We start from the raw sequence: 22208 nt of genomic DNA, 5'->3' as shown, positions 1-22208 counted from the left end.
CCATGCTCTGCCACCACCGGATTCTTGATTGGGGGCGGTTGACCGCGTCCGTGGCCCTGCTCGTGCTGGCGACCACGACGGCGCGCGCCATCGATCTCGAGTCTTTCGAGTTCAACGACGCGAGCGAGACCTTGCTCGGCGAGGCCACGAACGCGGCCAACCCCGGTAACCTCTGGGTGGAAGACGCCGGCATGGCGCCCTCGGACGTCCGCGGCGGTTCCTACAACATCGTCAAGCCTTCGGGCGACGTCGACACGAACTACCTGCAGATCGCCAACGTCACCTCCGGCTCGGTCTGGTACACCGTGCGCATGTCAGAGTGGAACTTCGTCAACTTCATCGCCGCCGACCCCGAGCAGTTCCGGATCAGCTTCCTGAACGACGACGACGCGGACTTCGGCTCGACCGTCACGGCCGAGGCCCGGATCGAACGCGACACCACGACGGGCGAGATCGTCGTGTCGGGGCTCGCCATCGGTTCTGGCTCGACGAACCTGCCCGCTTCCGATGTCGTGTCGACGATCCAGTCGGGGCCGTTCACGCTGTCGCTGAAGTTCGACAAAGACTCCGACACCTACGCCGTCTACTACAAAGACGGCTCGAATGCGACGCGCGTGCTAGGCCGGGGGCTCTCCAGCCCGGGTCGCGACGCCAACTCGATCCGCATGGTCGCCAACAACAACTTCGGCGACGGCAGCTTTGACTACCCCGACTTCACCGACGAGGTGTTCTCAATCGACCGCCTCGCGGTAAGCGATACGTCTCCGTTCAGCGATCTGCTGACGCTCGAAGTCGACCGGACGACCGGCGGGATGACGCTACGGAACACGTCTGGCGCCACGGTCACGGGCTGGGAGGGGTACACGATCCAGTCCAACGGCGGCAGCCTCAACCCGGCCGGTTGGGACCCGATCGGCGCCTCGGTGACGACGAGCACCGCCTCGGAGTTGGGCGAGACCTTCGCCTCGCAATCGCTCACAAGCGGCGGGACCGTCTCGCTGAGTACCCCCACGGGCGCCTGGCTAGCGAGCCCGTTCGAGGACCTCTCAATGGAGCTGCTGCTCACCGGCGGCGCGACCCGCTCGGTCGACGTCACGTTCGTTGGCGGCGCCGGTCGTTATGAGTTCGGCGACCTCAACACCGACGGCGTCATCAATGTCTCCGACTATGTCTTGTTAGCCGCCAACGCCGAGACGAGCCTCGCCGGCTTAACGGCCGCCGCCCAGGTGCTAGCCGGCGACCTCGACGGCGACGGTCAGAACAGCCTGCTCGACTTCGGGCAATTCAAGAGCCTCTATGAGAACGCGAACGGCGTGGGATCGTTCGCGCTGATGGTCGCCTCGATTCCTGAGCCGACCTCGCTCGGCCTCGCCGTGGCTGGCGTCCTGTTCACGCTCACACGCCGCCGACGTTCTTCCGTGCCCGCCTCACCTTCTGCTGGACCGACTCCGATGCGCCCCCTGACACTCGCTGCTTTGTTCGTTGGCGTCGCGTTGGCGTCGGTCTCGGCCCCTTCCTCGGCGGCGATTCTCGAGGACTTCTTGTTCAATGAATCACTGGGAACAACGCTTGACGGAACGACCAACTCGGCCGGGTCCGGCAACTCGTGGGTGGTCGATCCCGACCTCACCGACACGGCGACCACCGGCGTCGGCCAACTTCGGGTTGGCAACTCAACCACCTCGCTCGAGTCAAACTACCTCGACATCACGAATATCACGACGGGCAAGGCGTGGCTGGTCGTTGACATCGCCGGCTGGTCGTTCAACACCGACACCGTGAACCCGGCGAACTTCGACCCTGCCAATCTTGAGCAGATCCGTTTCGGATTCTTGAATAACGACAACGACCCTCCGTCGGGGAGCACCCTTTCCGGCCAGTTCCAGATCGAACGGACGAGCACTGGTGATATCCAATTGATTGGCAGCACGGCGGGAAGCGGTAGCAGCAACATCGCCGGCGCCTATGCGCTTACAACCAGCCGCGCAACGCCGTTTACAGTCGCGTTGGAAGTCGACGTGACCGATGGCGTCGATAGCTACTCCGTTTACTACCGAGACGGCGCTTCGGGGTTCACGCCGCTCGGCACAGGTAGCATCGCCCCCGGGCGTGACGCCAACTCGATTCGCTTTGCGGTGAGCGACAGCTTCGCAGGCGACGGGGAGTTCTTTGATATCGATCGCATCTATCTTACCGACACCAACCCGCTCGGAGAGGTGGCGCCGACCACCCTGATTCTCGAGGTCAATTCATTGACCGGCGGCGTTTCGATTATTAACCCGACCGACAGCGCGGTCCGCTTCGATTCGTACCGGATCGCCAGCGACTCGGGCCGGTTGAGCACGGCCCCGTGGGTGAGCCTCACCGACCAGAAGGCGGACGCCGTCGGCGCCGGCGCCGGCCAAACGTGGACCGAAGCGGGGGGCTCAGGCCCCACCGTTCTCGCCGAGTCGTTCTTGCTCGGCGACTCCGAGTTGGTCGCCGGCGAGTTGATGGCTCTTGGTCAGGTCTACGCTGGCGGTGCGGAGGACCTTACGCTCCAGTACCGCGACGTGGCCACTGGGGCGGTCGTCACCGTAGCGGCGACCTACGTCACCACCCCGCTGCGTGGCGACTACAACAGCGACGGCAAGGTGGACGCCGCCGACTACACCCTCTGGCGTGACGGCGGCGGGGCGGCCGACGGCAACCTCGACGGGGCCGTCAACACAGCCGACTACTTCGTCTGGAGCGCCAACTACGGGGCGACGTCGGCGTCGAACGCCGCCGCCATCCCCGAACCGACCACGCTGCTGACGATCGCCGTAGCCTGGGGCGTCGCCGCGTCTCACACCCTGAGCCGCAGGCGCTAGCCTCGGGTGGCGCCCCGCTACGTTCAACAACCGGGTAGTTCAACGACCAAGGACGCGACGCCGCCGAACCAAGCCCCGCTTACGTCAGGATCGACTTCACCACCTCACCGTGGACATCGGTGAGTCGGAAGTGGCGGCCTTGGTAGAAGTACGTCAACCGCTCGTGGTCGATGCCCAGGAGGTGGAGCGTCGTCGCGTTGAGGTCGTGCACATGGACGCCGTCGCGGACGAGGTTGTAGCCGAAGTCGTCGGTCTCGCCGTGGGTGACGCCCGCTTGGACGCCGCCGCCGGCCATCCAGGTCGTGAAGCAGCGCGGGTGGTGGTCGCGGCCGTAGTTGTCGGCGGTGAGCAGCCCCTGTGAGTACGCCGTGCGGCCGAACTCACCCCCCCAGATGACGAGGGTGTCGTCGAGCAGGCCGCGTTGCTTGAGGTCCTTCACCAGGGCGGCCGACGCCTGGTCGGTCTCCTTTGCCTGGCCGCGGATGTCCTTGGGCAAGTTGTCGTGCTGGTCCCAACCTTGGTGGTACAGCTGCACGAAGCGGACATCGCGTTCGGCCAGTCGCCGCGCCAGCAGGCAGTTGGCGGCGAACGTCCCGGGCTGGCGGGCGTCTTCGCCGTAGAGTTCGAAGGTCGATTCGGGCTCGTCGGACAGGTCGGTGACGCCCGGCACGCTGGTTTGCATGCGGAACGCCATCTCGTACTGGGCGATGCGAGAGTCGATCTCCGGGTCGCCCTCGGCCTCGCGCTGCAGCCGGTTGAGGTCGTTGATGACGTCGAGTTGCTCACGCCGCCGCGAACCGCAAACGCCGTCGGGGTTCGACAGGTAGAGCACGGGGTCCTTGCCCGATCGGAAACGGACGCCCTGGTGTTTCGAATCGAGAAAGCCCGACCCCCACAGCCGGGCGTAGAGGGGCTGCCCCCCCTGCCCCGCCGAAGCCAGCACGATGAACGCCGGCAGGTCCTCGTTCTCCGAGCCGATCCCGTACGACAGCCAAGCGCCCAGCGACGGCCTGCCCGCGATCTGTGATCCGGTCTGGAACATCGTGATCGCCGGGTCGTGGTTGATCGCCTCGGTGTGCATCGACTTGATGAAGCAGACGTCGTCGACGATGTCACGGTGGTAGGGGAGCAGGTCGCTGAGCCACGCCCCCGACTCGCCGTGCCGCGAGAACTTGAACGGCGAACCCGCCAGCGGAAGCGACGACTGGTTGGCCGACATACCGGTAAGGCGTTGCTCACCCCGCACCGAGGCGGGCAACTCTTGACCGTGCATCGCGTTGAGACGCGGCTTGTAATCGAACAAGTCGTGCTGCGAAGGGCCGCCGGACTGAAACAAGTAGATGACGCGCCGCGCCTTGGGCGCGTGGTGCAAACCGCTCAATCCCGCGAGAGTCGGGGGCGACGCGGCTGCGCCCGCCCGGCCCTCCATCGCCGCGAGCGCCAGCGCGCCGAGCCCTGCTGCCGCGCGTCCAAGGAAATGACGCCGATTGATCGCGAGATGGTGCTCGACCGCGTCGCGGGGGTCGGTCCGGTGTTGGTGATGCTTCATCGTCTCCAGACCGTGGCGTCGAGGTTCAGAATCGCTTGGCAGACAATCGTCATGGCCGCGAGTTCGGCGGGGTCTTCGCCTTCGCGAACCGGCAGGTCGCCGAGTCGCAGCAGCTTCGCCGCCTCGCCCGGGTGCGACCGGTAGTACGCCAACTCCTGCTCCTGGAGCCGCGCGAGCAGCGCCGCTTCGTCGTCGGTCGGCGCCCTTCCGGTGAACGCCGTGAAGCACGAGGCGATCCGTCCCCGCTCGCCGAGGCTGTCGCTGGGGTGGTCTTGGAACGCTCGCGTGGCGAGCGCCCGGCACGCTTCGATGAACTGAACGTCGTTCAAGAGAACGAGCGCTTGCAAGGGCGTGTTCGTACGCGACCGCGCGACGACGCACGTCTCGCGCGACCCGGCGTCGAAGGCCAGCATGTTGGGGAGGGGGGCCGTCCGCTTCCAGACCGAGTAGAGCGAGCGGCGGTAGAGCGCCTTGCCGACCGACTGCTCGTAGGGGGGCGACATCGCGTTCGACTCTTTCCACAGATCGCCGCCCGGTTGGTACGGGGAGATCGGCGGACCGCCGCGCGCCGTGTTCAAGAGGCCCGAAGCGCTCAACGCGGCGTCACGGATCTGCTCGGCGCTGAGCCGGAAGGCGGGGCCCCGGGTGAGCAGCGCGTTCTTCGGGTCGGCGGCGATCAGCTCGGGCGTGCTGTAGGACGATTGGCGGTAGGCGGCTGAGAGGACGATCTTTCGACAGAGACGCTTCATGTCCCAGCCGTGATCGACGAAGTCGCGGGCCAGCCAATCGAGCAGCGACTGGTCCGTCGGTAACGCCCCTTGCGAGCCGAAGTTCTCGGGGGTCGTCACCAACCCGGCGCCAAAGAAATTGGCCCAGAGCCGATTGACCGCGACCCGAGCCGTGAGCGGGTGATCGTCGCTTACGGTCCAGCGAGCGAGCCCAAGGCGGTCCAGCGGCTCGGACTCGGGGAAGGGAGGCAGGATCGAGGCGAAGGCGCCTCGCTCGACCAGCGTCTCATCGTTCTTGGGTGAGTCGTACTGCCCCCGAGCGAGAACGTAAGCCGGCCGCGGCTCGTCCATTTCCTCCATCACCGGGACTTCTTGGACCGTCTCTTCACCGAGAACGAATCGCTGGCGAGCCTCCGTCAACTCGGCAGACGCACGGCGACAGGCCGGGTCGATCGCGGAGCAGAAGTACTCGAAACTCGGCTCCAGCGGGGCGTCCGTCGCTAGCGATCGCACTTCGGTCTCGCTCAGGGCGCGCTGGAACAATGCCACGTCATCGACGAGTCCCCCTTCGAAGCCACGGTCGCGGAAACGCTGTCCCACGACCAATGAACGCCGATGGCCGACGACGCCGTTGGTCTTCTTCTTTAGGCCATCGCGGACGACGGTGACGGCTAGCTCGCGACCATTCAGGAACAGCCGTAGCCCGGCAGCCTGCGACGAACCGTCGTAGGTCGCCGTCACGTGGACCCATTCACTCTGGGGGATCGGCTCGACCGAACGAACGCCGATGGCGTTGCCCGGCCAGACTCGGTACATCCGCGAAGCGACATGGCCCGCTTCGATCGTCAGGTCCCAGCCGTTGTAGCCGGCGTCGGTCCCCTGGGTTTGGTGGGCGAGGACGGCTTGGTGGTTCGTGCGGAGCTTGTCGCGTAGCGTCATCGCGAACGTGAACGGCGTCCACCGGTCGAGGTCCGGAACGCCGGTGATGTTGACGCCGCGTTCGCCGTCGAAGGCGACCGCTTGTCGACCGGCGCTATCGACGAATGAGAGCCCGTCGGTCGGCTCGCGGTTGTTTGTCGAAACAGCCGCTTTCAATTCATCGGGCTGCTCTCCCTCAACGGCAAAATCACCATCGAACCGCATCGCCATCGTCCGATTCGGGAGCGACAAGTCGTCGGCCGCCTGGATTCGCCAAGTGCGGTAGCGCTCGCGAGCGCTCTCGATGGCTGCGGATTGGGCGACCTCGGCGTCCACCATTGCGGCTTCGGCGTCGTTGAGTTCTTGCTCTTGGCTTGCAGTCGGGAGCAGCATCGAAGGGGCGGGGACTTTTTCGGTGCGGTCGTAGAGCCCGCTCTCGTCAATCGAGTTGAAAAACGCCGACAGCGCAAAGTAGTCGCGTTGCGAGATCGGGTCGTACTTGTGGTCGTGGCAGCGGCAGCACTCCATCGTCAGGCCGAGCACGGCCGTTCCGTAGGTGTGGACGCGGTCCGAGACATTCTCGATCCGCCACTCCTCGAAGACGGCGCCCCCCTCGTTGTTCAGCCGGTGCAGCCGATTGAACGCGGTCGCCAGGCGCTGGTCGCGCGTGGCGTTGGGGAGCAGATCGCCTGCCAACTGCCAGATGAGGAAGTCGTCGTAGGGGAGATTCTCGTTGAAGGCCCGCACGACCCAGTCGCGGTAGGGCCATTGCGTATTGAGCTTGTCCGATTGGTAACCGTAGGAGTCGGCGTAACGCGCCGCGTCGAGCCACGCGACCGCCATCTGCTCACCGTAGGCTGGCTTCGCGAGCAGGCGGTCGACCGTCTCTCCGTAAGCCTTCTCGCCCAGTCGGGTCAATGACGCACGGAACTCGTCGAGTTGGGCGGCTGTTGGAGGGAGCCCAGTCAGGTCGAAGCAAACGCGTCGAAACCAAGCCGCCGGCTTGGCTTCGGGCGACGGCTCGAAGCCGGCGGCGTGAAGCCGCGCGAGCACAAATCGGTCGATCTCACCCCGTGGCCACTCGGAGGGACCGCTGTCGGGCGCCTCGACGCGCGACGGCAAGTCCTCGAAGGCCCAGTGCTGGCGGTAGGTCGCACCGGAGGCGACCCATTTCACAAGCGTCGCTTTCTCGGCCGGCGAGAGTTCGATCTTAGAATCCGGCGGCGGCATCACCTCGTACTCGTCGTCGCTCATCACGCGCCGCAGCAACTCGCCCGAAGCGACCGCGTCGGCGGCGCCCTCGGCCGTGTCGAGCCGCAGATCCGCCTCGCGGCTTCCGGCGTCGGGGCCGTGGCACTTGAAGCAGCGGTCGGAGAGGATCAGCCGCGCGTCGCCCGGCAGGTCGCCCGTCTCGGCCGCCGTAACGAGAGACGCCCCGCAGAGGGCGAGTCCAAAGACCAAGCCCCGGAGGACGCCGACGGACGGTTTCCGCGGCTTCGCGCCTGCTGGCGGAGTGACGTCAGATGGCGGCATCGCGACCTCCGCTGAGCCGGACATGCACCTTGGTGACGTCGCCGGGGCGATCGCTCCATTGCCGCAGGGCATCGGGGGCCTCCTCGAGCGACACCTCTTGGGTGACGATCTGATCGGTCGGGACGCGTCCTTGCTGCAGCATGGCGATCACCCGTTCGAAGTCCGCCTTCAACGCGTTCCGAGATCCGCGGATGTCGATCTCCTTCATGACGAACCACTTCGTCTCGTACTCGACCGGCTGGCTGGCGTATCCGATGTAGACGACGCGTCCGGCGAAGGCCACCAGGTCGACCGCTGCGCGGAACGTGGCGGGGAGGCCGACCGCTTCAATCACGACGGCGGGGCCGTGTCCTTCGGTTAGTTCCGCCAGGGCGTTGGCGACGTCTGTGTTTTGCGAGTTGACACACTCGGCGGCGCCACACGCCCGGGCGATCGCAAGCTTGCGGTCGTCGATATCGATCGCAATCACCCTGGCGCCGGCGAATGCGGCGGCGGCGACCGCGCCGAGCCCAATCGCGCCGCAGCCAAAGACCGCCACGGTCTCGCCGGCGGCGACCTGCCCGCGGGCGACGGCGTGCGCGCCGACCGTTAGCGGTTCCACCAGCGCCAGTTCCCGCGACGAGAGGCCGTCGCCACGCAGCAGTTTGCCCGCGGGGACGGCGGCGTACTCGGTCAGCAGCCCTTCGCGCTGGACGCCGAGGGTTTGATTGTGCTTGCAGCAGTTGGGCCGGCCCGCCAAACAAGACGAGCAAACGCCGCATTCGGTGTAGGGGAAGACCAAAACCTCGTCGCCGATCGCCCAACCGTCGACGCCCTCGCCGAGCGCCGCCACCACCGCCGCGACCTCGTGCCCCGGTATCCGCGGATAGGTGACCAGGGGGTTGCGGCCGCGAAACGTGCTGAGGTCGGTGCCGCAGTAGCCCACCGTTCGGATCTGCAGCAGGACCTCGCCACTAGCGGGCGTGATCTCGGGAACGCCGGTGAGTCGAACCTGGCCCGGCTCGGTGATCTGCAGAGCTTTCATGCGGACGCTCCTGGCAATTGATACGATCGGGTCGCTGCGCTGTGGAAGAACGACGCCTGCTCGTTCGGCGAGAGACGCCCGGCCCAGTCCTGGATCACCTCGACCCAGCGTTCGTACGACGTGGCCAAGAGGCAGACGGGCCAGTCCGATCCGAACATCAGCCGGTCGGGTCCGAAGGCTTCGAGCGCCGCGTCCAGGTAAGGCCGGATCGAGTCGGGCGTCCACGCCTTCCAGTCCGCTTCGGTGACGAGGCCCGAGAGCTTGCACGCGACGTTCGGCCGCTCCGCTAACTCCTCAAGCTGGTAACGCCACGGTTCGATCTGTCCCGCTTTGACAGGCGGCTTGCCGAGGTGGTCGAGGACCAGCCTTCCCTCGGGGTGGCTATCGACGAACTGGATGGCCGCTGGCAACTGTTGGGCGAAGATCAGCACGTCGTAGGTGAGGCCGCGCCGGACCACCTCGGCGACGCCCCGATTAAAGTCGTCGCGCGCCAAAAAACCCTCGTCGGGCTCGTCCTGCACGACGTGGCGCACGCCGCACAGCTTTGAATCATCGGACCACTTGTCGAGCAACTCTCCCACCGATGGGTTGGCCAACGGCGCCCAGCCGACGACGCCGCGGACGAAGTCGCTCTGGCCCGCGAGTTCGATCAGCCACTCGGTCTCTTCGATCGACTGCCGCGCCTGGACGACGACCGAACCGCTCACCCCGAGCGGGCCGGCGATGGCGGCGAGGTCCTTCACCTCGAAATCTCTAGCGAGCGACTCCATACCGGGCCCGATCCAGCCGTAATCCTCCGGCCGATAGCGCCACACGTGATGGTGGGCGTCGAGGATCATGCCGACTCCAAGATCAGGTTGGCGTACTGGGTCGTGTCGCCGGTGCGGATCAAGCCGACCGCGTTGGGAACCCGCTTCTTAAAGTCGACGTGAGGCTCGTGGTGGATCGGGATGCCGCCTAGCGCCGCTGCGAAGGCGTCTCGCGTGGGGGCGTCGTTGTGCTCAAGAAACTCCGCCGCCATCCAGCCCACGCCGAACTGGAACTCGGCCGTCAACGCCGCGACGACTTGCAGGATGGTCGGCACGCCATCGACGAGGCTCAGGTCAATCGTCTCGAGGCCGGGCCACGACGGGAAACCACGGTCCGCCACGACAACGGTATTGGTGTGCCGCACGCGGCGTAGCAGCGAGGCGAGCTGCGGATTGAGGAGGCCGGTTTTGAGCATGAAGGGGGGCGTATTAGCGGTGGGATCAGACGCCAAGATGAGGGTAGGCCGGGTCGATCAAACCATTTTCCTTAGCGGCAGACCAAAAAGACAACGGCAACGGCTGCGCGGCGATCTCGAGGTTCTCGGCGACGCGGCCCGGATGAGCGGTGTTCAAGGCGACCGACTCGACGCCCGCGGGCGAGAGCCCGAACTGGACACACACGTGGGCGGGACGCACCTGGTGCTCAGTGCAGAGTTGGTTGAACGTCTCGCGCCAGCGGAACAGCTCGGCGTTGGCGGTCGGCGACGGCACGCGGTAGTCGAAGTACCGGCCCCCCACCAGAAAACCGGCGTTGAAGACTCCCGAGTTGACCACCGCGATCCCCTGCGCCGCGAGCTGCCCAATGAACTCCAGGACGCCGGTAGGGTGGGAGTAGAGGGTCACGCAATTAGCGAGCATCACCCAATCGAGTCGCACCGCTTCGGCGATCCGCTTCGCGACGCGCCAGTCCTTTGAGCCGACGCCAAGCGTGCTGTCTGGCAGACGGTCGCGGAGATCGCTCAGCGACTCGTAGGCGCCGAGCAAGTCTTGCCAGCGCTCGGTGGGGTCACCCGCGGCAAGAAACTCGTCGGGGTCGTGGACCGACAGCAGGCGGGGCACGTAGGGTTCGCCCAGCAGTTCGACCCCCTGCCGCCAGCAGTCGAGGATCCCTTCGCGGCTGATCCGCTGTTCGGCGTCGTGGGTGAGCCCGGCCCAGGCGCCCGGCTCGAACGTCGGCTCACTGCCGCGGATCGGAATACGGCACCAGCCGAGCTTGTTGCCGATTGTCACACGCTCGGGAGACGCCCCCAGTTCCCGCAAGCACTCGCCTAGCTTCTCGAGCGCCATGCCGGCGCCGTACTTGCCCGCCGAGTCGATAACGACCGAGTCGCCCCCCTCGTCGAGCCAAGCCCTGACAATCGCGAGTTTGCGCTCGTCAGGGACCACCTCGTAGAGATTACCCAGGGCGCTCGAGCCGAACACGACCCGCGGCAGACTGAGTGGCGCCCTCTCGGCGGACGCCTCGGTCGAATCGGGTTGTGCCGGAGGAAGCGTCACCGCAGGGCCTCGAGGTGGCGTGAGAAATGCTCCGCCAGAACGGCCGTATAGGTTGCCTGGTTCGCTTCCAAGCATTGGCGGAGCGAAGCGCCGAGGGCGGGGTCGGTCAGGACCGAACCAAACGTGCAGTGGAGGATCTGGCGACCCGCCTTGGTGAAGCCCCTGCCCGTGTCGACGGTCTCCCAACGCTCGAGGTACTCGTCTTGCAGCGTCTGGTCGGCAACCTGCGGGCTGGGCTCGGGCGCCGACGCCAGCGTGGCGTGCACGTGATAGGTGGCGCGATCGGTCTCGTAGCGTTCGCGCGAGAAGCGGATCAGGTCTCGGAACAGCTCGGGCTCTTCGAGGGCGGCGACGCGGACGGCTTCCAGGTACGAGGTCCCCGCGGTCTTCACGTGGAAGCGCCCGTCGGTCGCCCTCGCGAGCGCCGGATACATCGAGAGCTTGTCCGATCCGGAGTGGAGGCTCAGCTTGTAAGGCCCCAACGCGTTGGCGATCGCGGCGTGGTCGGCCAGCGACTTCTCGAGCTGTGAGACATCGCCGATATAGTCGACGCCCTTCTCCATTTCGCCAATGAAGCGCGGCGCCAACGACACCAGCTTGATCCCGCCGGCGAGACACTGGTCGGCGACGATGTAGTGCTCGACGAGGGTGGTCGGCTGATCGGTTTCGTCAACGCTCAACTCGATCTCGAAGGGCCGCTCCGCAGCGGTCTGCACCTTGGCGGCGTACAGCCCAAGCCGCACGGCGGTGTCGATCGCCTTCCCGTACTTGACGGCGGCCCGTTGCACGTCGAGTTCGCCGAAGACGAGCTCCATCCCGGTCGGCAGGGCGACGCGGCGTCCGACATAGTCCCCGATCCAGCGCCCCGCCTCGCCCAGCTTGCCGGCTTTCGCCGCGACGGTCGCGGCGTCGTAGTCGTCCGCCTTTTGATCGACGTCGCCCGACGGGTCGAGCGTAAAGAACGTGAAACCAGCGTCTGCCGTCGCGTCGATATCCGCCTCGGTCTTGAGATGGTCGGCGTCGGCGCCGTGCGGCTGGGTCCAGTGGGCGTCGGCTAACGCGTCCATGGCGTCCCCCATCACGCCCTCGGGCGTGCGGCTGGTGCGGGTCATCTCGCGGATCGACTGCTGCGCGAAGATTGGGGCGATCCCCTTCCCCGCCTGTCGTAAGGCGGCGAGATGGCCGGGCGTCGCGAGACCGATCCGGTCACCGAATCCGAAGGAGGCTCCGACGCCAAGCGTGGTCGGTCGAGGTGTGCTCATAGTCAGTCCATCCTACTCATCAATCAACGCCGCACCGCCAAGCGGCCCTTGGCCGTACGATGCATGCGCGATTTGGACGATGCGTGAGTGTGAGAAAAATCCGTCGCGATCCTTGCGGCGCCACCGAGCGCGACCGGCCCGCTGGACATCATCGACGCCTAAAGCGTTATTGGCCAACCGATCTCGGGCCCTCTTTTCGGCCCCGTTCGATTTCCGCTCATCCTCGTCGGCCTCAATGTCAGTGGGACACATCGTGCGGCTGAGGTTCGGCGATGCGGGCGTCAAGCGTCGCCAAGTTATTGAAGCGATCAACGCAGCGGCCCCCCGCCCAGGCGATGCCCCGGAGGATCACCGTCCGAAAGACGGGGTCGTCAAAGGTCCAGGCGAAGTGCCCGGGAATCGAGACAAAGACCCGTCCCGAACCCGAGTCCATGGTCCAGAATTGCGGCTGCGGCGCGTCGTCTTCGACCGAGACGCCTAGCAGATTGAGCCTCGCCGGATCGCCGGTCAGGCGCCAGTACGCCTCGTCGTACCACAGGGCGCGCTGCAGGTTGCGGGTGATGGGGTGTCCGCCGCCCGGCGCGAAATCGACATCCATCGCCCCGTGGCGGTAGCGGATGCCGCCGCCCCCTTTCGCAGCGAGACCGATTCGCTGGGCCATCGCCGCCTCGCCGCCGCGACCGTCGACCGCCCAGTGGAGGTAGACCAGTCCGCCGCCGCGGGCGAGGAACTGGTCGATCGCCTCGGCGCGTTCGTCGTCCCAACGACCCCGTTGGTAAAAGACCGCCACGTCGGCCCACGCGAGTTGCTCGCCGGTCGGGAACGTGTAAGCGACGTCGACTTCCGTGCCGGGCGCCTCGTCGAGCAAGCGGGCCCAGACCTCGCGCCACGCGGGGTAATCGTGCTCGCCCGGACCGTGGTCTTTTTCGCCCGACACCAACAGCACCTTGAGGGTGTCGCCGGCCAGGTCCGCCGCCAAGGCTTCGCTGTCGGCGCCGGCGTGAAGGGCCTCCACGACACCCGCCGCGACCGCCGCGGGAGGGGACGCTTCTCCGTACTCCGGCATCCGGAACGAGGCTTCCTCCGCACCCAGCGGGATCGCGGGGAGGAGCGACGCGAACAGGAGTGCGGTCTTTCGTGCGAGGCGTAATCGCGTCGTCATCACGGGGGGTCCTTGCAGAGCCGTTCAGAGAAAAGAAATCGATGGGCCGTCACCACCCCAATGTACCCACTTAGCGAGCCGGCCGGATAAACCTTCTTTGCGAGCCTCGTTTTGCGACAGCGGCGGTACCGCAGGCGTCCCTCGGAGGGGATAATCATTCTGGCGATCCTCTGCGCCACACGCCAACTCGTCCCCTCCCGCCCCTCCCAAAACGCCTTGTCGAACTCCGTAGAAGGCGTCGCCGGAACCGTCGGGATCGTGGGACTTGGGCTGCTCGGATCGGCCCTTTGCGAACGCTTGCTGGAAGCGGGCAAGACGGTCCGTTGCTTCAATCGGACACGTGAAAAGGCCGACGAGTTGATCGGCCGGGGCGCCGTCTGGTCGGACAACCCATTCGCCGAGTGCGAGACGGTCGTGGTCTGTCTGTACAACGCCGCGATCGTTCGCGAGACCTTGCAGCAGCTGTCGGGGTCTTTCCGGCCGGGGCAGTGTGTGATCGATGCGACGACGGCGGGCCCGGCCGACGCGGTCGAACTCGGCGCGTGGCTTGGCTCGTTCGGCGTGAGCTACCTCGAGGCGCCGATCGCCGCTTCAAGCGACCAGACCCGCCAAGGGAAAGCGATTGCCTTCATCGGCGGCGAGGCCGACGTGCTGCGGCGCGCTCAACCGGTGCTCGATGCGATGGTGGCGGCGTCGCACCACGTCGGGGCCTGGGGCGCCGCCGCCCGCTTCAAGCTGGTTAACAACTTGATCCTCGGGCTCAACCGGGCGGCCCTCGCCGAAGGGCTCGCCTTCGCATCGCGGATCGGCCTCGGCCCGGCGAAGACGCTCGACGTCCTCCGGCAGTGCAACGCCTACTCGGGCGTCATGGACACCAAAGGGGCGAAGATGGTCGCCGGTGACTACACGACCCAAGCCAAGCTAGGGCAGCACGCCAAGGATGTCCGAATCATCCTTGAGGAAGCCGACCGCAACGGTCTGACGCTCCCCTTTTCGAAGGTGCACCTCGAAATGCTCGAGCGCGGCGAGGCCCTCGGGTGGGGCGACCTCGACAACAGCGCCATCTACCGCGTGCTGAACGAAGCCGGAACCCCCGTTGAGGCTGGAACCCCTGTTGAGGAAGCATGAGCAAGCCAACCCGTCGGATATTCTTGATCGGCAGCGGCGCGGCGATCGCCGCCGGCGTCGCGGGACGCGCTCGTGCGAACGCGCCGGCTGAGAGCGTCCGGATCGGGCTGATCGGCTGTGGCGTCCGCGGCCGCGCCTACCACGGCCGTGTCGCGGCGGTCTGCGATCCCGACGCGCAGCGGCTCGCCGAGACCGCCGAGGCGTGCGGCGTCACGCCGGCGAACGCGGTGAGCGATTTCCGCCGCTTGCTGGATGATCCCACGATCGACGCGGTGGTCGTCGCCACGCCCGACCACTGGCACGCCCCCGCCGCGATCCTTGCCTGCCAAGCGGGCAAGCATGTTTACGTCGAGAAGCCTTGCTCGCACAACTTCCGTGAGAGCCAGTTGCTGCTGCAAGCAGCGGAGCGAAGCGGCGTTGTCGTCCAGCACGGCACCCAGTCGCGGTCACGGCCGGCGATCCGCGACGCGATCGCTAGGCTGCACGACGGCGTCATTGGCGATGTGCTGGTGGCGAAAGCGTGGAACATCCAGGACCGGGGGACCATCGGTCACAAAACGCCGTCGGCGCCCCCCCCGGGTCTCGACTACGACCTGTGGGTCGGGCCGGCCGAGTGGCTCCCGTACCAGTCGAACCGCCTCCACTCGGACTGGCACTGGTGGTGGAACTTCGGCACCGGCGACATCGGCAACGACGGCGCCCATGAAATCGACTACGCCCGCTGGGGGCTCGGCGTCGACACGCTGCCGACAAAAGTTGTCGCCGTGGGCGGCAAGTACCACGCCAACGACGACCAGCAGTGCCCCGACACGGCGACCTGCGTCTTCGAGTACGCGGCCGACGCCGCGAAGCCGAAGCAGCTCATCTTCGAGATGCGGCTCTGGTCGACCAATTACCCGGTGAACTGTGACTCGGGGGTCGAGTTCTACGGGACCGAAGGGCAGATGTTCCTCAGTAAGCGGGGCAAGCTGCGGATCGTCGGCCCCCGCAACGAGCCGATCGAGGAGAGTCGTTTCGGCCGTGAGACGGGGTTCGCCCATTTGGATAACTTTGTCGACGCCATCCGTAAGGGGACGCCACTCAACGCCCCGCTGCACGAGGCGCACCTCAGCGTGGGGCCGATCCACCTCGCTAACGCGGCGATCCGCTCTGGTTCTTCGTTCAGCTTCGATCCGGAATCCGAGTCGGTTATCAGCAACGACGGCGCGGCGAAGCTCTTGACCCGTCGCTACCACGAGGGGGGGCACTGGGCGGTCCCTGACGGTCTGTGAGCACGTTCTTGTTTCCAACTCACGTCGCTGGTTTAGCGGTCGTTCTGCTGACTCTTGCGTCGGGCGCCCGCGCCGACGATTGGTCGGTAGCGGAGTCCCCGGGGACCTTGGCGTTCTCCTTGGGCGGCGTTGCGGTCGTCGAGTACGTCTACGCCGACGAGACGATCTCGCGTCCCTACTTCACCCGGCTCCGTTCGCCCGCCGGCGTTCAGGTGACGCGGAGTCATCCGCCCGTTGCCGGCGAAGACCGCATGGACCACCCCGACTTCCACCCCGGGGTCTGGATGGCGTTTGGCGACATCAACGGGGCCGACTTCTGGCGGCTCGACGCCACGGTGAAGCACGATCGCTTCATCCAGCCGGCCGAGTCGGAGGAGGGCGTGCTGTCCTTCGCGACCGAAGAACGCTACCTCGACGCGGACGGCGCCCTCGTCTGCCAGAGCCTCACCCGACACACGTTGCGGCGTACTCCGCTGGGGATCGTCGTCACCTACGACACGACGTTCTTCGGAGACAAGGCTTTCACGTTCGGCGATCAAGAAGAGATGGGCCTGGGGGTCCGGCTCGCGACGCCCCTGCGTGTCGAGGCGGGAGGCCCCAATCCGGCGCCGACTGGCACGGGCGAGATCGCCGCCGATGGGGGGCGCCGCGGTTCGGCGCAGATCTGGGGCACACCGACGCAATGGCTCGACTACAGGGGGCGCCTCGAGGGTGAGCCCGCCGGGGTGGCGATCTTCTGCCATTCGGGCAACTTCCGGGCTTCGCGGATGCACGCCCGCGATTACGGCTTCGTCTGCGCCAACCCGTTTGGGATCGCCGCCTTCAAGGCGAGGCCCGCGAGCCGGGTCACGGTCCGGCCGGGCGAGAGCCTGCGTCTCCGCTACGCCGTGGTGGGGCATTCGGGAACGACGCCGACCGACGGGCAGCTCGACCAGGCTTACCAAGAGTACGTCAGCAGCGAACGCTAAGGATCGCAGGACTCACGACGTATGAAGGGAATGCAACCGATCGACTGGGCGGTGCTGCCGCTCTACCTGATCGGCATCACGCTGCTCGGCGCCTGGACGGCCCGCCGTGTGAAGTCGTCGAGCGACTTCTTCATGCCGCGCCGTTTCGGCAAGGCGATGATGATCACCTTCGCCTTCGGGACAGGAACCTCCTCCGACCAAGCGGTGACGGTCGCCTCGAAGACCCTGACCGACGGCCTCTCGGCGATCTGGTGGCAGTGGGTCTGGCTGCCGGCGACGCCGTTCTACTGGCTGCTGGCGCCGATCTTCCGCCGGCTGCGGGCGACCACCACCGCCGATGTCTACGAGCTCCGCTACGACCGCAGCGTCGGCGTGCTGTTCGCAGTCGTCGGCGTGGTCGGCATGGCGGTGAAGATTGGCCTGCTGCTCAAGGGCGCCGGCGCGATGATCGACTCGTGCACCGCCGGCGCGATCGACGCGAACGTGGCGATCTTGATCACGACCGCGCTGTTCCTGATTTACGGCATGGCGGGCGGCCTCGGCGCCGCGGTGGTGACCGACTTTGTGCAAGGGCTGATGACGGTCCTGTTCTCGTTCCTGCTGCTGCCGTTCGTGCTGCAGGCGACGGGCGGTCTCGAAGGAGTCCGAGAGACTGTCGGCGCCCACAACCCGCAGATGCTCTCGCTCTTGGCGCCGACGAAGATCAACACGTTTTTCGTCATCATGTACTCGATCCAGCTGCTCGTCGGGATCGTCGCTCAGCCGTTTATCATGGGCGTCTGCGGCGCCGGCCGGACCGAGATGGACGGCCGCGTCGGCTTCATGGTCGGCAACATCGTCAAGCGGATCTGCACCATCGCCTGGAGCATTACTTCGCTTGCGGCAGTCGCCTGGTACCTCAACCAGAACATCGACCTCGCGACGGTCGAACCCGACCACCTCTATGGCGAAGTCGCACGGGCGTTCTTGCCCGGCATCTTCCCAGGCCTGCTGGGGATCTTCCTGGCGTGCCTGCTGGCTTCGATCATGAGCTCGTGCGACGCGATCATGATCAGCGGCGCCGCGCTCGTCACCGAGAACCTCTACCGCCCGCTCCGCCCCAACCGCCCCGACACACACTACGTCGGCGTCGGGCGCCTGACCGCCGCGGCGATCGTCGCGGTCGGCGTCTGGTTCGCGTTCTGGGTGCCGAGTGTCATCGACGCGTTGAACATCTGGCTGAAGATCGCCCCGCTGGTTGGTATCGCCTTCTGGATCGGCCTCTTCTGGCGCCGCGCGACGCCGGCCGGCGCCTGGGCCGGCACCCTGGCCGCGATGGCCGTGTGGTTGCTGGCGACACTGCCGGCCGTCGCGACGTGGCTCGCCGGATTCCCGTTGCTCAGGTCGATGGGTGTGGTGTCGGTCGCATCGGACGGCGCCGCCTCCGTGGGGGACGCATGGACGAGTGTCGCCTATCTGTCGGCCGGCGTGTTGGGTTGTGTCTTGGTGAGTCTGGTCACGCCGCGCACCCGGGCGGAGAAGCTCCAGCGCTTCTACGACCTGACGCGGACCCCCGTCCAGGCGGGCGAGGTCGTCGAGGCGCCCTGCACGATGCCGGTCGGCGTCGCCGCCCCGTCGCGGCGGATGCTGATCCAGGGGGCCGGACTCGAAGTCCCGGTCCCCTCGGCCGTCTCGGTCGCGGGGTTCCTTGCCGGTTGGGTGATGGTGGCGGCGTTGGTTGGCGGTTTTTTGGCGATCATTGGTTGAGCCGCGGTTCTCACGGAGTTTGCATGCTTTTCTCACGCCTGTCTCGTCCGCTGGTCCTACTGATCGCGTTCGGCTTCGCCACGTCGGCAGACGCGATCCAAGTCGAGTCGCTCCACTGTGAGCACTTGCTGTCGCCCCACTGCGTTGACGTCTTGCAGCCCCGCCTGTCGTGGACGCTAGGCTCCGACGAACGGGGCGATCGCCAGACGGCCTACCAAGTGTTGGTCGCAACGACTCCCGAGCAGCTCGCCGAAGGCAAAGCCGACGCCTGGGACAGCGGCAAGCGGGAGTCGATCGAGAGCGTCCTCGTCCCCTACGCAGGACGCGAACTACACAGCCATGAGCGACTCTACTGGACCGTGCGCGTCTGGGATCGGCAGGGCAAGCCGTCCGCCTGGAGCGAACCGGCTGACTGGATCATGGGTGTGTTGGACGGCAACGAGTGGGAGGCCAAATGGATCGGCAAGGCGGTCCCCGAACGGGTTGAGAACCTCAGCGACGCCCAGTGGATCTGGTTCCCCGATAACACCACCGATCGGGCCACGAAAAAATCACAGTGCTACCTGCGGCGAGCGTTCACCCTGCCAGCCGGCAAGGCGATCGAGCACGCCGTGCTGCGGATGGCGGCGGTCGATCATGTCGATATCTATCTGAATGGCCGCAAGCTCGGCTCCCGGAGCGGCCACTCGTCGGCGAAAGAACTCGACCTGACGCACCTCTTGCGAGAAGGCAAGAACGTGATCGCGGCGACGCCGGCGAAGCGAAGCACGTCGAACGTTCCCGCCGCGATGGTCGCGTGGCTCAAGGTCGATTTCGTCGACGCCGAGCCGCTTGTCGTGATGTCCGACGCCAGCTGGCTTGCTAGTGACGAAGAGACGGCGGACTGGATCGAACCCGACTTCGTCGACTCCGACTGGGTCGCTGCCGACGAGCTCGCGGAAGTTGGCGCCGATCCCTGGGGCCCGGTCCGCCACGCCGAGTCACGCCGTTTGCCGGCGCGCTACCTGCGGAAGCAGTTCACTCTCGACAAGCCCGTCCGCCGGGCGACGGTCTCGTTGTGCGGCTTGGGCTGCTCCGAGCTCTTCGCCAATGGCAAACGGGTCGGCGATCAGGTGCTGTCGCCCGCCATGTCACAGTACCCCGAGCGGTCGTACTACATCACGCGCGACGTGACCGACTCGCTGCGAGTGGGCGACAACGTGCTCGGCTGCACCCTCGGCAACGGCCGCTTCTACGCAATGCGCAGCGAAGTCTACGCCGGTATGCCAACGTACGGATCGCCGATGCTGCTGCTAAGGCTCACTATCGAGCACGAGGACGGCTCGGTGTCGGTCGTCACGAGCGACACCGCATGGCGGATGACCGACGACGGACCGATTGTCGCCAACAACGAGTACGACGGCGAGGAGTACGACGCCCGCCGCGAGCTCGACGGCTGGACCGACGCCGGCTACGACGACGCCAGTTGGGAGCAAGTCGAACAGCTCGACCGGCCCTCGAAGCGGATCGAGGCCGAGCCGATCGCGCCGATGCGTGTCACTCAGACGCTCGCGGCAAAAACCGTTACGGAGCCGTCGCCGGGCGTCTACATCTACGATCTGGGCCAAAACATGGTCGGTTGGTGCCGACTCAAGGTGAGCGGCCCGGCCGGCGCCACTGTCCGGCTGCGGCACGCCGAGCGGCTGACCGACGACGGCGAGCTCTATCTCGAGAACCTGCGTGGCGCCAAGGCGACCGACCGTTACACCCTGCGAGGGGGCGGCGAAGAGGTCTGGGAGCCACAGTTCACGCTCCACGGCTTCCGCTACGTCGAGGTGACCGGTTACCCCGGCGAGCCGACTCTCGACGCCATCGAGGGCCGCGTCGTCCACGACGACATGGAGCCGGTCGGCGAGTTTGCGTGTTCTAATGAGGTCGTCAACCAGGTTTACCGGAACGCCGTCTGGGGTTTCCGCGGCAACTACCGCACCACGCCGCTCGACTGCCCGCAGCGCGACGAACGACAGGGCTGGTTGGGTGACCGCCTCGAAACGGCCCGCAGCGAAAGCTACGTCTACAACGTGGCCGCCTTCTACGAGAAGTGGCTGACCGACATCCGCGACTCGCAGAGGGAGAACGGCAGCCTCCCCGACATCGCGCCGATCCACTGGCCGCGTTTCAGCGACAACGTCGTCTGGCCAAGCACGGCGATCTTGCTCCCCGAAATCCTCAACGACCAGTACGGCGACCGCCGACCGATCGAAAAACAGTACGAGAGCAACGCCCGGTGGATCGATCACATGGCGGGGTATCTCCGAGACGACGGCCTGATCGACCGGGATTCGTATGGCGACTGGTGCGTCCCGCCCGAGTCGCCCGAGCTAATCCACTCGCTCGACCCAGAGCGGATCACCGACACCACGCTGCTGGCGTCGATGTTCTTCTACTACGACCTGAAGCGGATGGAGCAATACGCCTCGATGCTCGGCCACAGCGCTGACCAGTCGCGTTTTGCCGAGATGGCCGACCGGTTGCGAGAGGCGATCAATACGACCTACTACAACGCCGACGCCGCGCAATACTCCAACGGCACACAATCGTCTTCGGTGATGCCGTTGGCGTTCGGTCTTCCGCCGCAGGGCCAGCGGGAGATGCTGGCGGCGACTCTCGCCCGCCACGTCGCCGAGCGCGACGGCGGCGCTATCGCCACCGGCCTCGTCGGTGGACAGTTCCTCTGCAGGACGCTCACCGACATCGGCCGTCCCGACTTGGCCTTTGCGATCGCGTCGCGCGAGGCGTACCCAAGCTGGGGTTACATGGCTTCGCAAGGAGCGACCACGATCTGGGAGCTCTGGAACGGCGACACGGCCGACCCCGCGATGAACTCCGGCAACCACGTCATGCTGATCGGCGACCTGGTGACCTGGCTCTACGAGGACCTCGCGGGAATCGCCCCCGCCCAACCCGGCTTCCGCCGCATCGAGATGCGGCCGCAGATGGTCGAAGGCCTTGATGGAGCGCGGGCGTCGTACCGCTCGCCGTACGGCCAGATCAAGAGCGAATGGCGCCGCGACAACGGGGCGATCGCTTGGCGGATCGTCGTTCCGCCCGGAACGACGGCGGACGTTCACCTACCGACCGCCGACGCGTCGGCCGTTACCGAAGGTGGAGCGCCGCTCGGCAAGGCGGACGGAATCGGCGCCGCTCGCATCCTTGGCGGCCGGGTCGGCGTTGAGGTCGCGAGCGGCGCCTACGAGTTCCGGATCACCGGCCAATAGAAGCGTTTTCTCCGTGAATGGCACGATTCCGATTTGGTTTTTGTTAGCAGCCGGCCCCGACCTGTCGGCGAGGTCGTTCCAACAATTCGGTTTCACGCATGTGGCCAATTCGAGTTGACCCGCCGCGGCATGCCGCTCAATTCTCGATAGGCATGACGCCGCCCACCTCGTTGAAGTGGCCGGCCTTGTGCAAGACGCCGGGCTGGTTCGCGTACTCGATGACAAACGCCGGGTCAGCACGCTGTCGGGCACGGTTTCGGCGATCCTGTCGAAATTCTTCTGCTCGGTGACGGCGACGAAAAACCGACCCTGCGGCAGCCGGATCGACGCCCGGCCGAGCTCGATCTCTCGCACTTGCGTGAACTCGTTGCGGTGCTTGTCGACCACCGCGTCCCAACGCCGCTCCATCGAGGTGAACGGCCTGGAGAGCCGCGCCATCGACTCGGCGAGACGTTCGGTCGCGTCGAGCGGCGGCGCCCAGATCGGCTCATCGACCCAGAAGCC

14 protein-coding genes are annotated in these 22208 nt (G+C 66.4%); 6 read left to right on the top strand and 8 right to left on the bottom strand.

The features are described from left to right. Positions 1–2: 2 nt before the first annotated feature. Positions 3–2852 (top strand): hypothetical protein, encoded by a 2850-nt coding sequence (locus Pla108_RS09155; protein WP_146444634.1) that lies wholly within the window; start codon positions 3–5, stop codon positions 2850–2852. 79 nt (positions 2853–2931) lie between these two features. Here the strand turns inward: Pla108_RS09155 and Pla108_RS09150 are convergent, their stop codons facing one another. The 8 genes from Pla108_RS09150 to Pla108_RS09115 all read right to left on the bottom strand — a co-directional run bounded on the left by Pla108_RS09150 (position 2932) and on the right by Pla108_RS09115 (position 13334). After that, a complete protein-coding gene (locus tag Pla108_RS09150) occupies positions 2932–4401 on the bottom strand; it encodes a DUF1501 domain-containing protein (RefSeq protein WP_146444633.1) in 1470 nt (489 codons plus the stop codon). Then, positions 4398–7580: a DUF1553 domain-containing protein gene (locus tag Pla108_RS09145; RefSeq protein ID WP_146444632.1), complete on the bottom strand. Its 3183-nt coding sequence runs from the start codon at positions 7578–7580 to the stop codon at positions 4398–4400. Before Pla108_RS09145 ends, Pla108_RS09150 begins: the two co-directional genes overlap by 4 nt. Further along, entirely contained in the window at positions 7567–8604 is a 1038-nt protein-coding gene (locus tag Pla108_RS09140) for a zinc-binding alcohol dehydrogenase family protein (RefSeq protein ID WP_146444631.1), read from the bottom strand. Before Pla108_RS09140 ends, Pla108_RS09145 begins: the two co-directional genes overlap by 14 nt. After that, on the bottom strand, positions 8601–9443 hold the full coding sequence (locus Pla108_RS09135) for an amidohydrolase family protein (protein ID WP_146444630.1): 843 nt from the start codon (positions 9441–9443) through the stop codon (positions 8601–8603). Before Pla108_RS09135 ends, Pla108_RS09140 begins: the two co-directional genes overlap by 4 nt. Further along, positions 9440–9829, bottom strand: a complete 390-nt coding sequence (locus Pla108_RS09130; protein ID WP_146444629.1) for an RbsD/FucU domain-containing protein — start codon at positions 9827–9829, stop codon at positions 9440–9442. The genes Pla108_RS09135 and Pla108_RS09130 overlap by 4 nt, the downstream gene beginning before the upstream one ends. A gap of 25 nt (positions 9830–9854) precedes the next feature. Next, positions 9855–10910, bottom strand: a complete 1056-nt coding sequence (locus tag Pla108_RS09125) for an aldo/keto reductase (RefSeq protein WP_231934404.1) — start codon at positions 10908–10910, stop codon at positions 9855–9857. After that, entirely contained in the window at positions 10907–12172 is a 1266-nt protein-coding gene (locus Pla108_RS09120; RefSeq protein WP_146444627.1) for a tagaturonate epimerase family protein, read from the bottom strand. Before Pla108_RS09120 ends, Pla108_RS09125 begins: the two co-directional genes overlap by 4 nt. A gap of 238 nt (positions 12173–12410) precedes the next feature. Further along, on the bottom strand, positions 12411–13334 hold the full coding sequence (locus Pla108_RS09115) for a ThuA domain-containing protein (RefSeq protein ID WP_146444626.1): 924 nt from the start codon (positions 13332–13334) through the stop codon (positions 12411–12413). Positions 13335–13550: 216 nt separating this feature from the next. Between Pla108_RS09115 and Pla108_RS09110 the strand changes: the two genes are divergently transcribed. The 5 genes from Pla108_RS09110 to Pla108_RS09090 are packed head-to-tail and all read left to right on the top strand — an operon-like array spanning position 13551 to position 21704. Continuing rightward, on the top strand, positions 13551–14462 hold the full coding sequence (locus Pla108_RS09110; protein ID WP_197526424.1) for an NAD(P)-dependent oxidoreductase: 912 nt from the start codon (positions 13551–13553) through the stop codon (positions 14460–14462). Next, positions 14459–15733: a Gfo/Idh/MocA family protein gene (locus Pla108_RS09105; protein ID WP_146444624.1), complete on the top strand. Its 1275-nt coding sequence runs from the start codon at positions 14459–14461 to the stop codon at positions 15731–15733. The genes Pla108_RS09110 and Pla108_RS09105 overlap by 4 nt, the downstream gene beginning before the upstream one ends. Positions 15734–15741: 8 nt before the next feature. Further along, positions 15742–16701, top strand: a complete 960-nt coding sequence (locus Pla108_RS09100) for a DUF6807 family protein (protein WP_197526423.1) — start codon at positions 15742–15744, stop codon at positions 16699–16701. Between the two features lie 21 nt (positions 16702–16722). Continuing rightward, entirely contained in the window at positions 16723–18447 is a 1725-nt protein-coding gene (locus tag Pla108_RS09095) for a sodium:solute symporter family protein (RefSeq protein WP_146444622.1), read from the top strand. Between the two features lie 23 nt (positions 18448–18470). After that, positions 18471–21704: a family 78 glycoside hydrolase catalytic domain gene (locus Pla108_RS09090; RefSeq protein ID WP_146444621.1), complete on the top strand. Its 3234-nt coding sequence runs from the start codon at positions 18471–18473 to the stop codon at positions 21702–21704. Positions 21705–22208: the final 504 nt, after the last annotated feature.

The organism is Botrimarina colliarenosi, from assembly GCF_007859955.1.
In the GTDB taxonomy this organism is placed as follows: domain Bacteria; phylum Planctomycetota; class Planctomycetia; order Pirellulales; family Lacipirellulaceae; genus Botrimarina; species Botrimarina colliarenosi.
The sequence above is the reverse complement of the archived record's forward strand: the minus strand, read 5'-3'. Positions and strand labels throughout refer to the sequence as shown.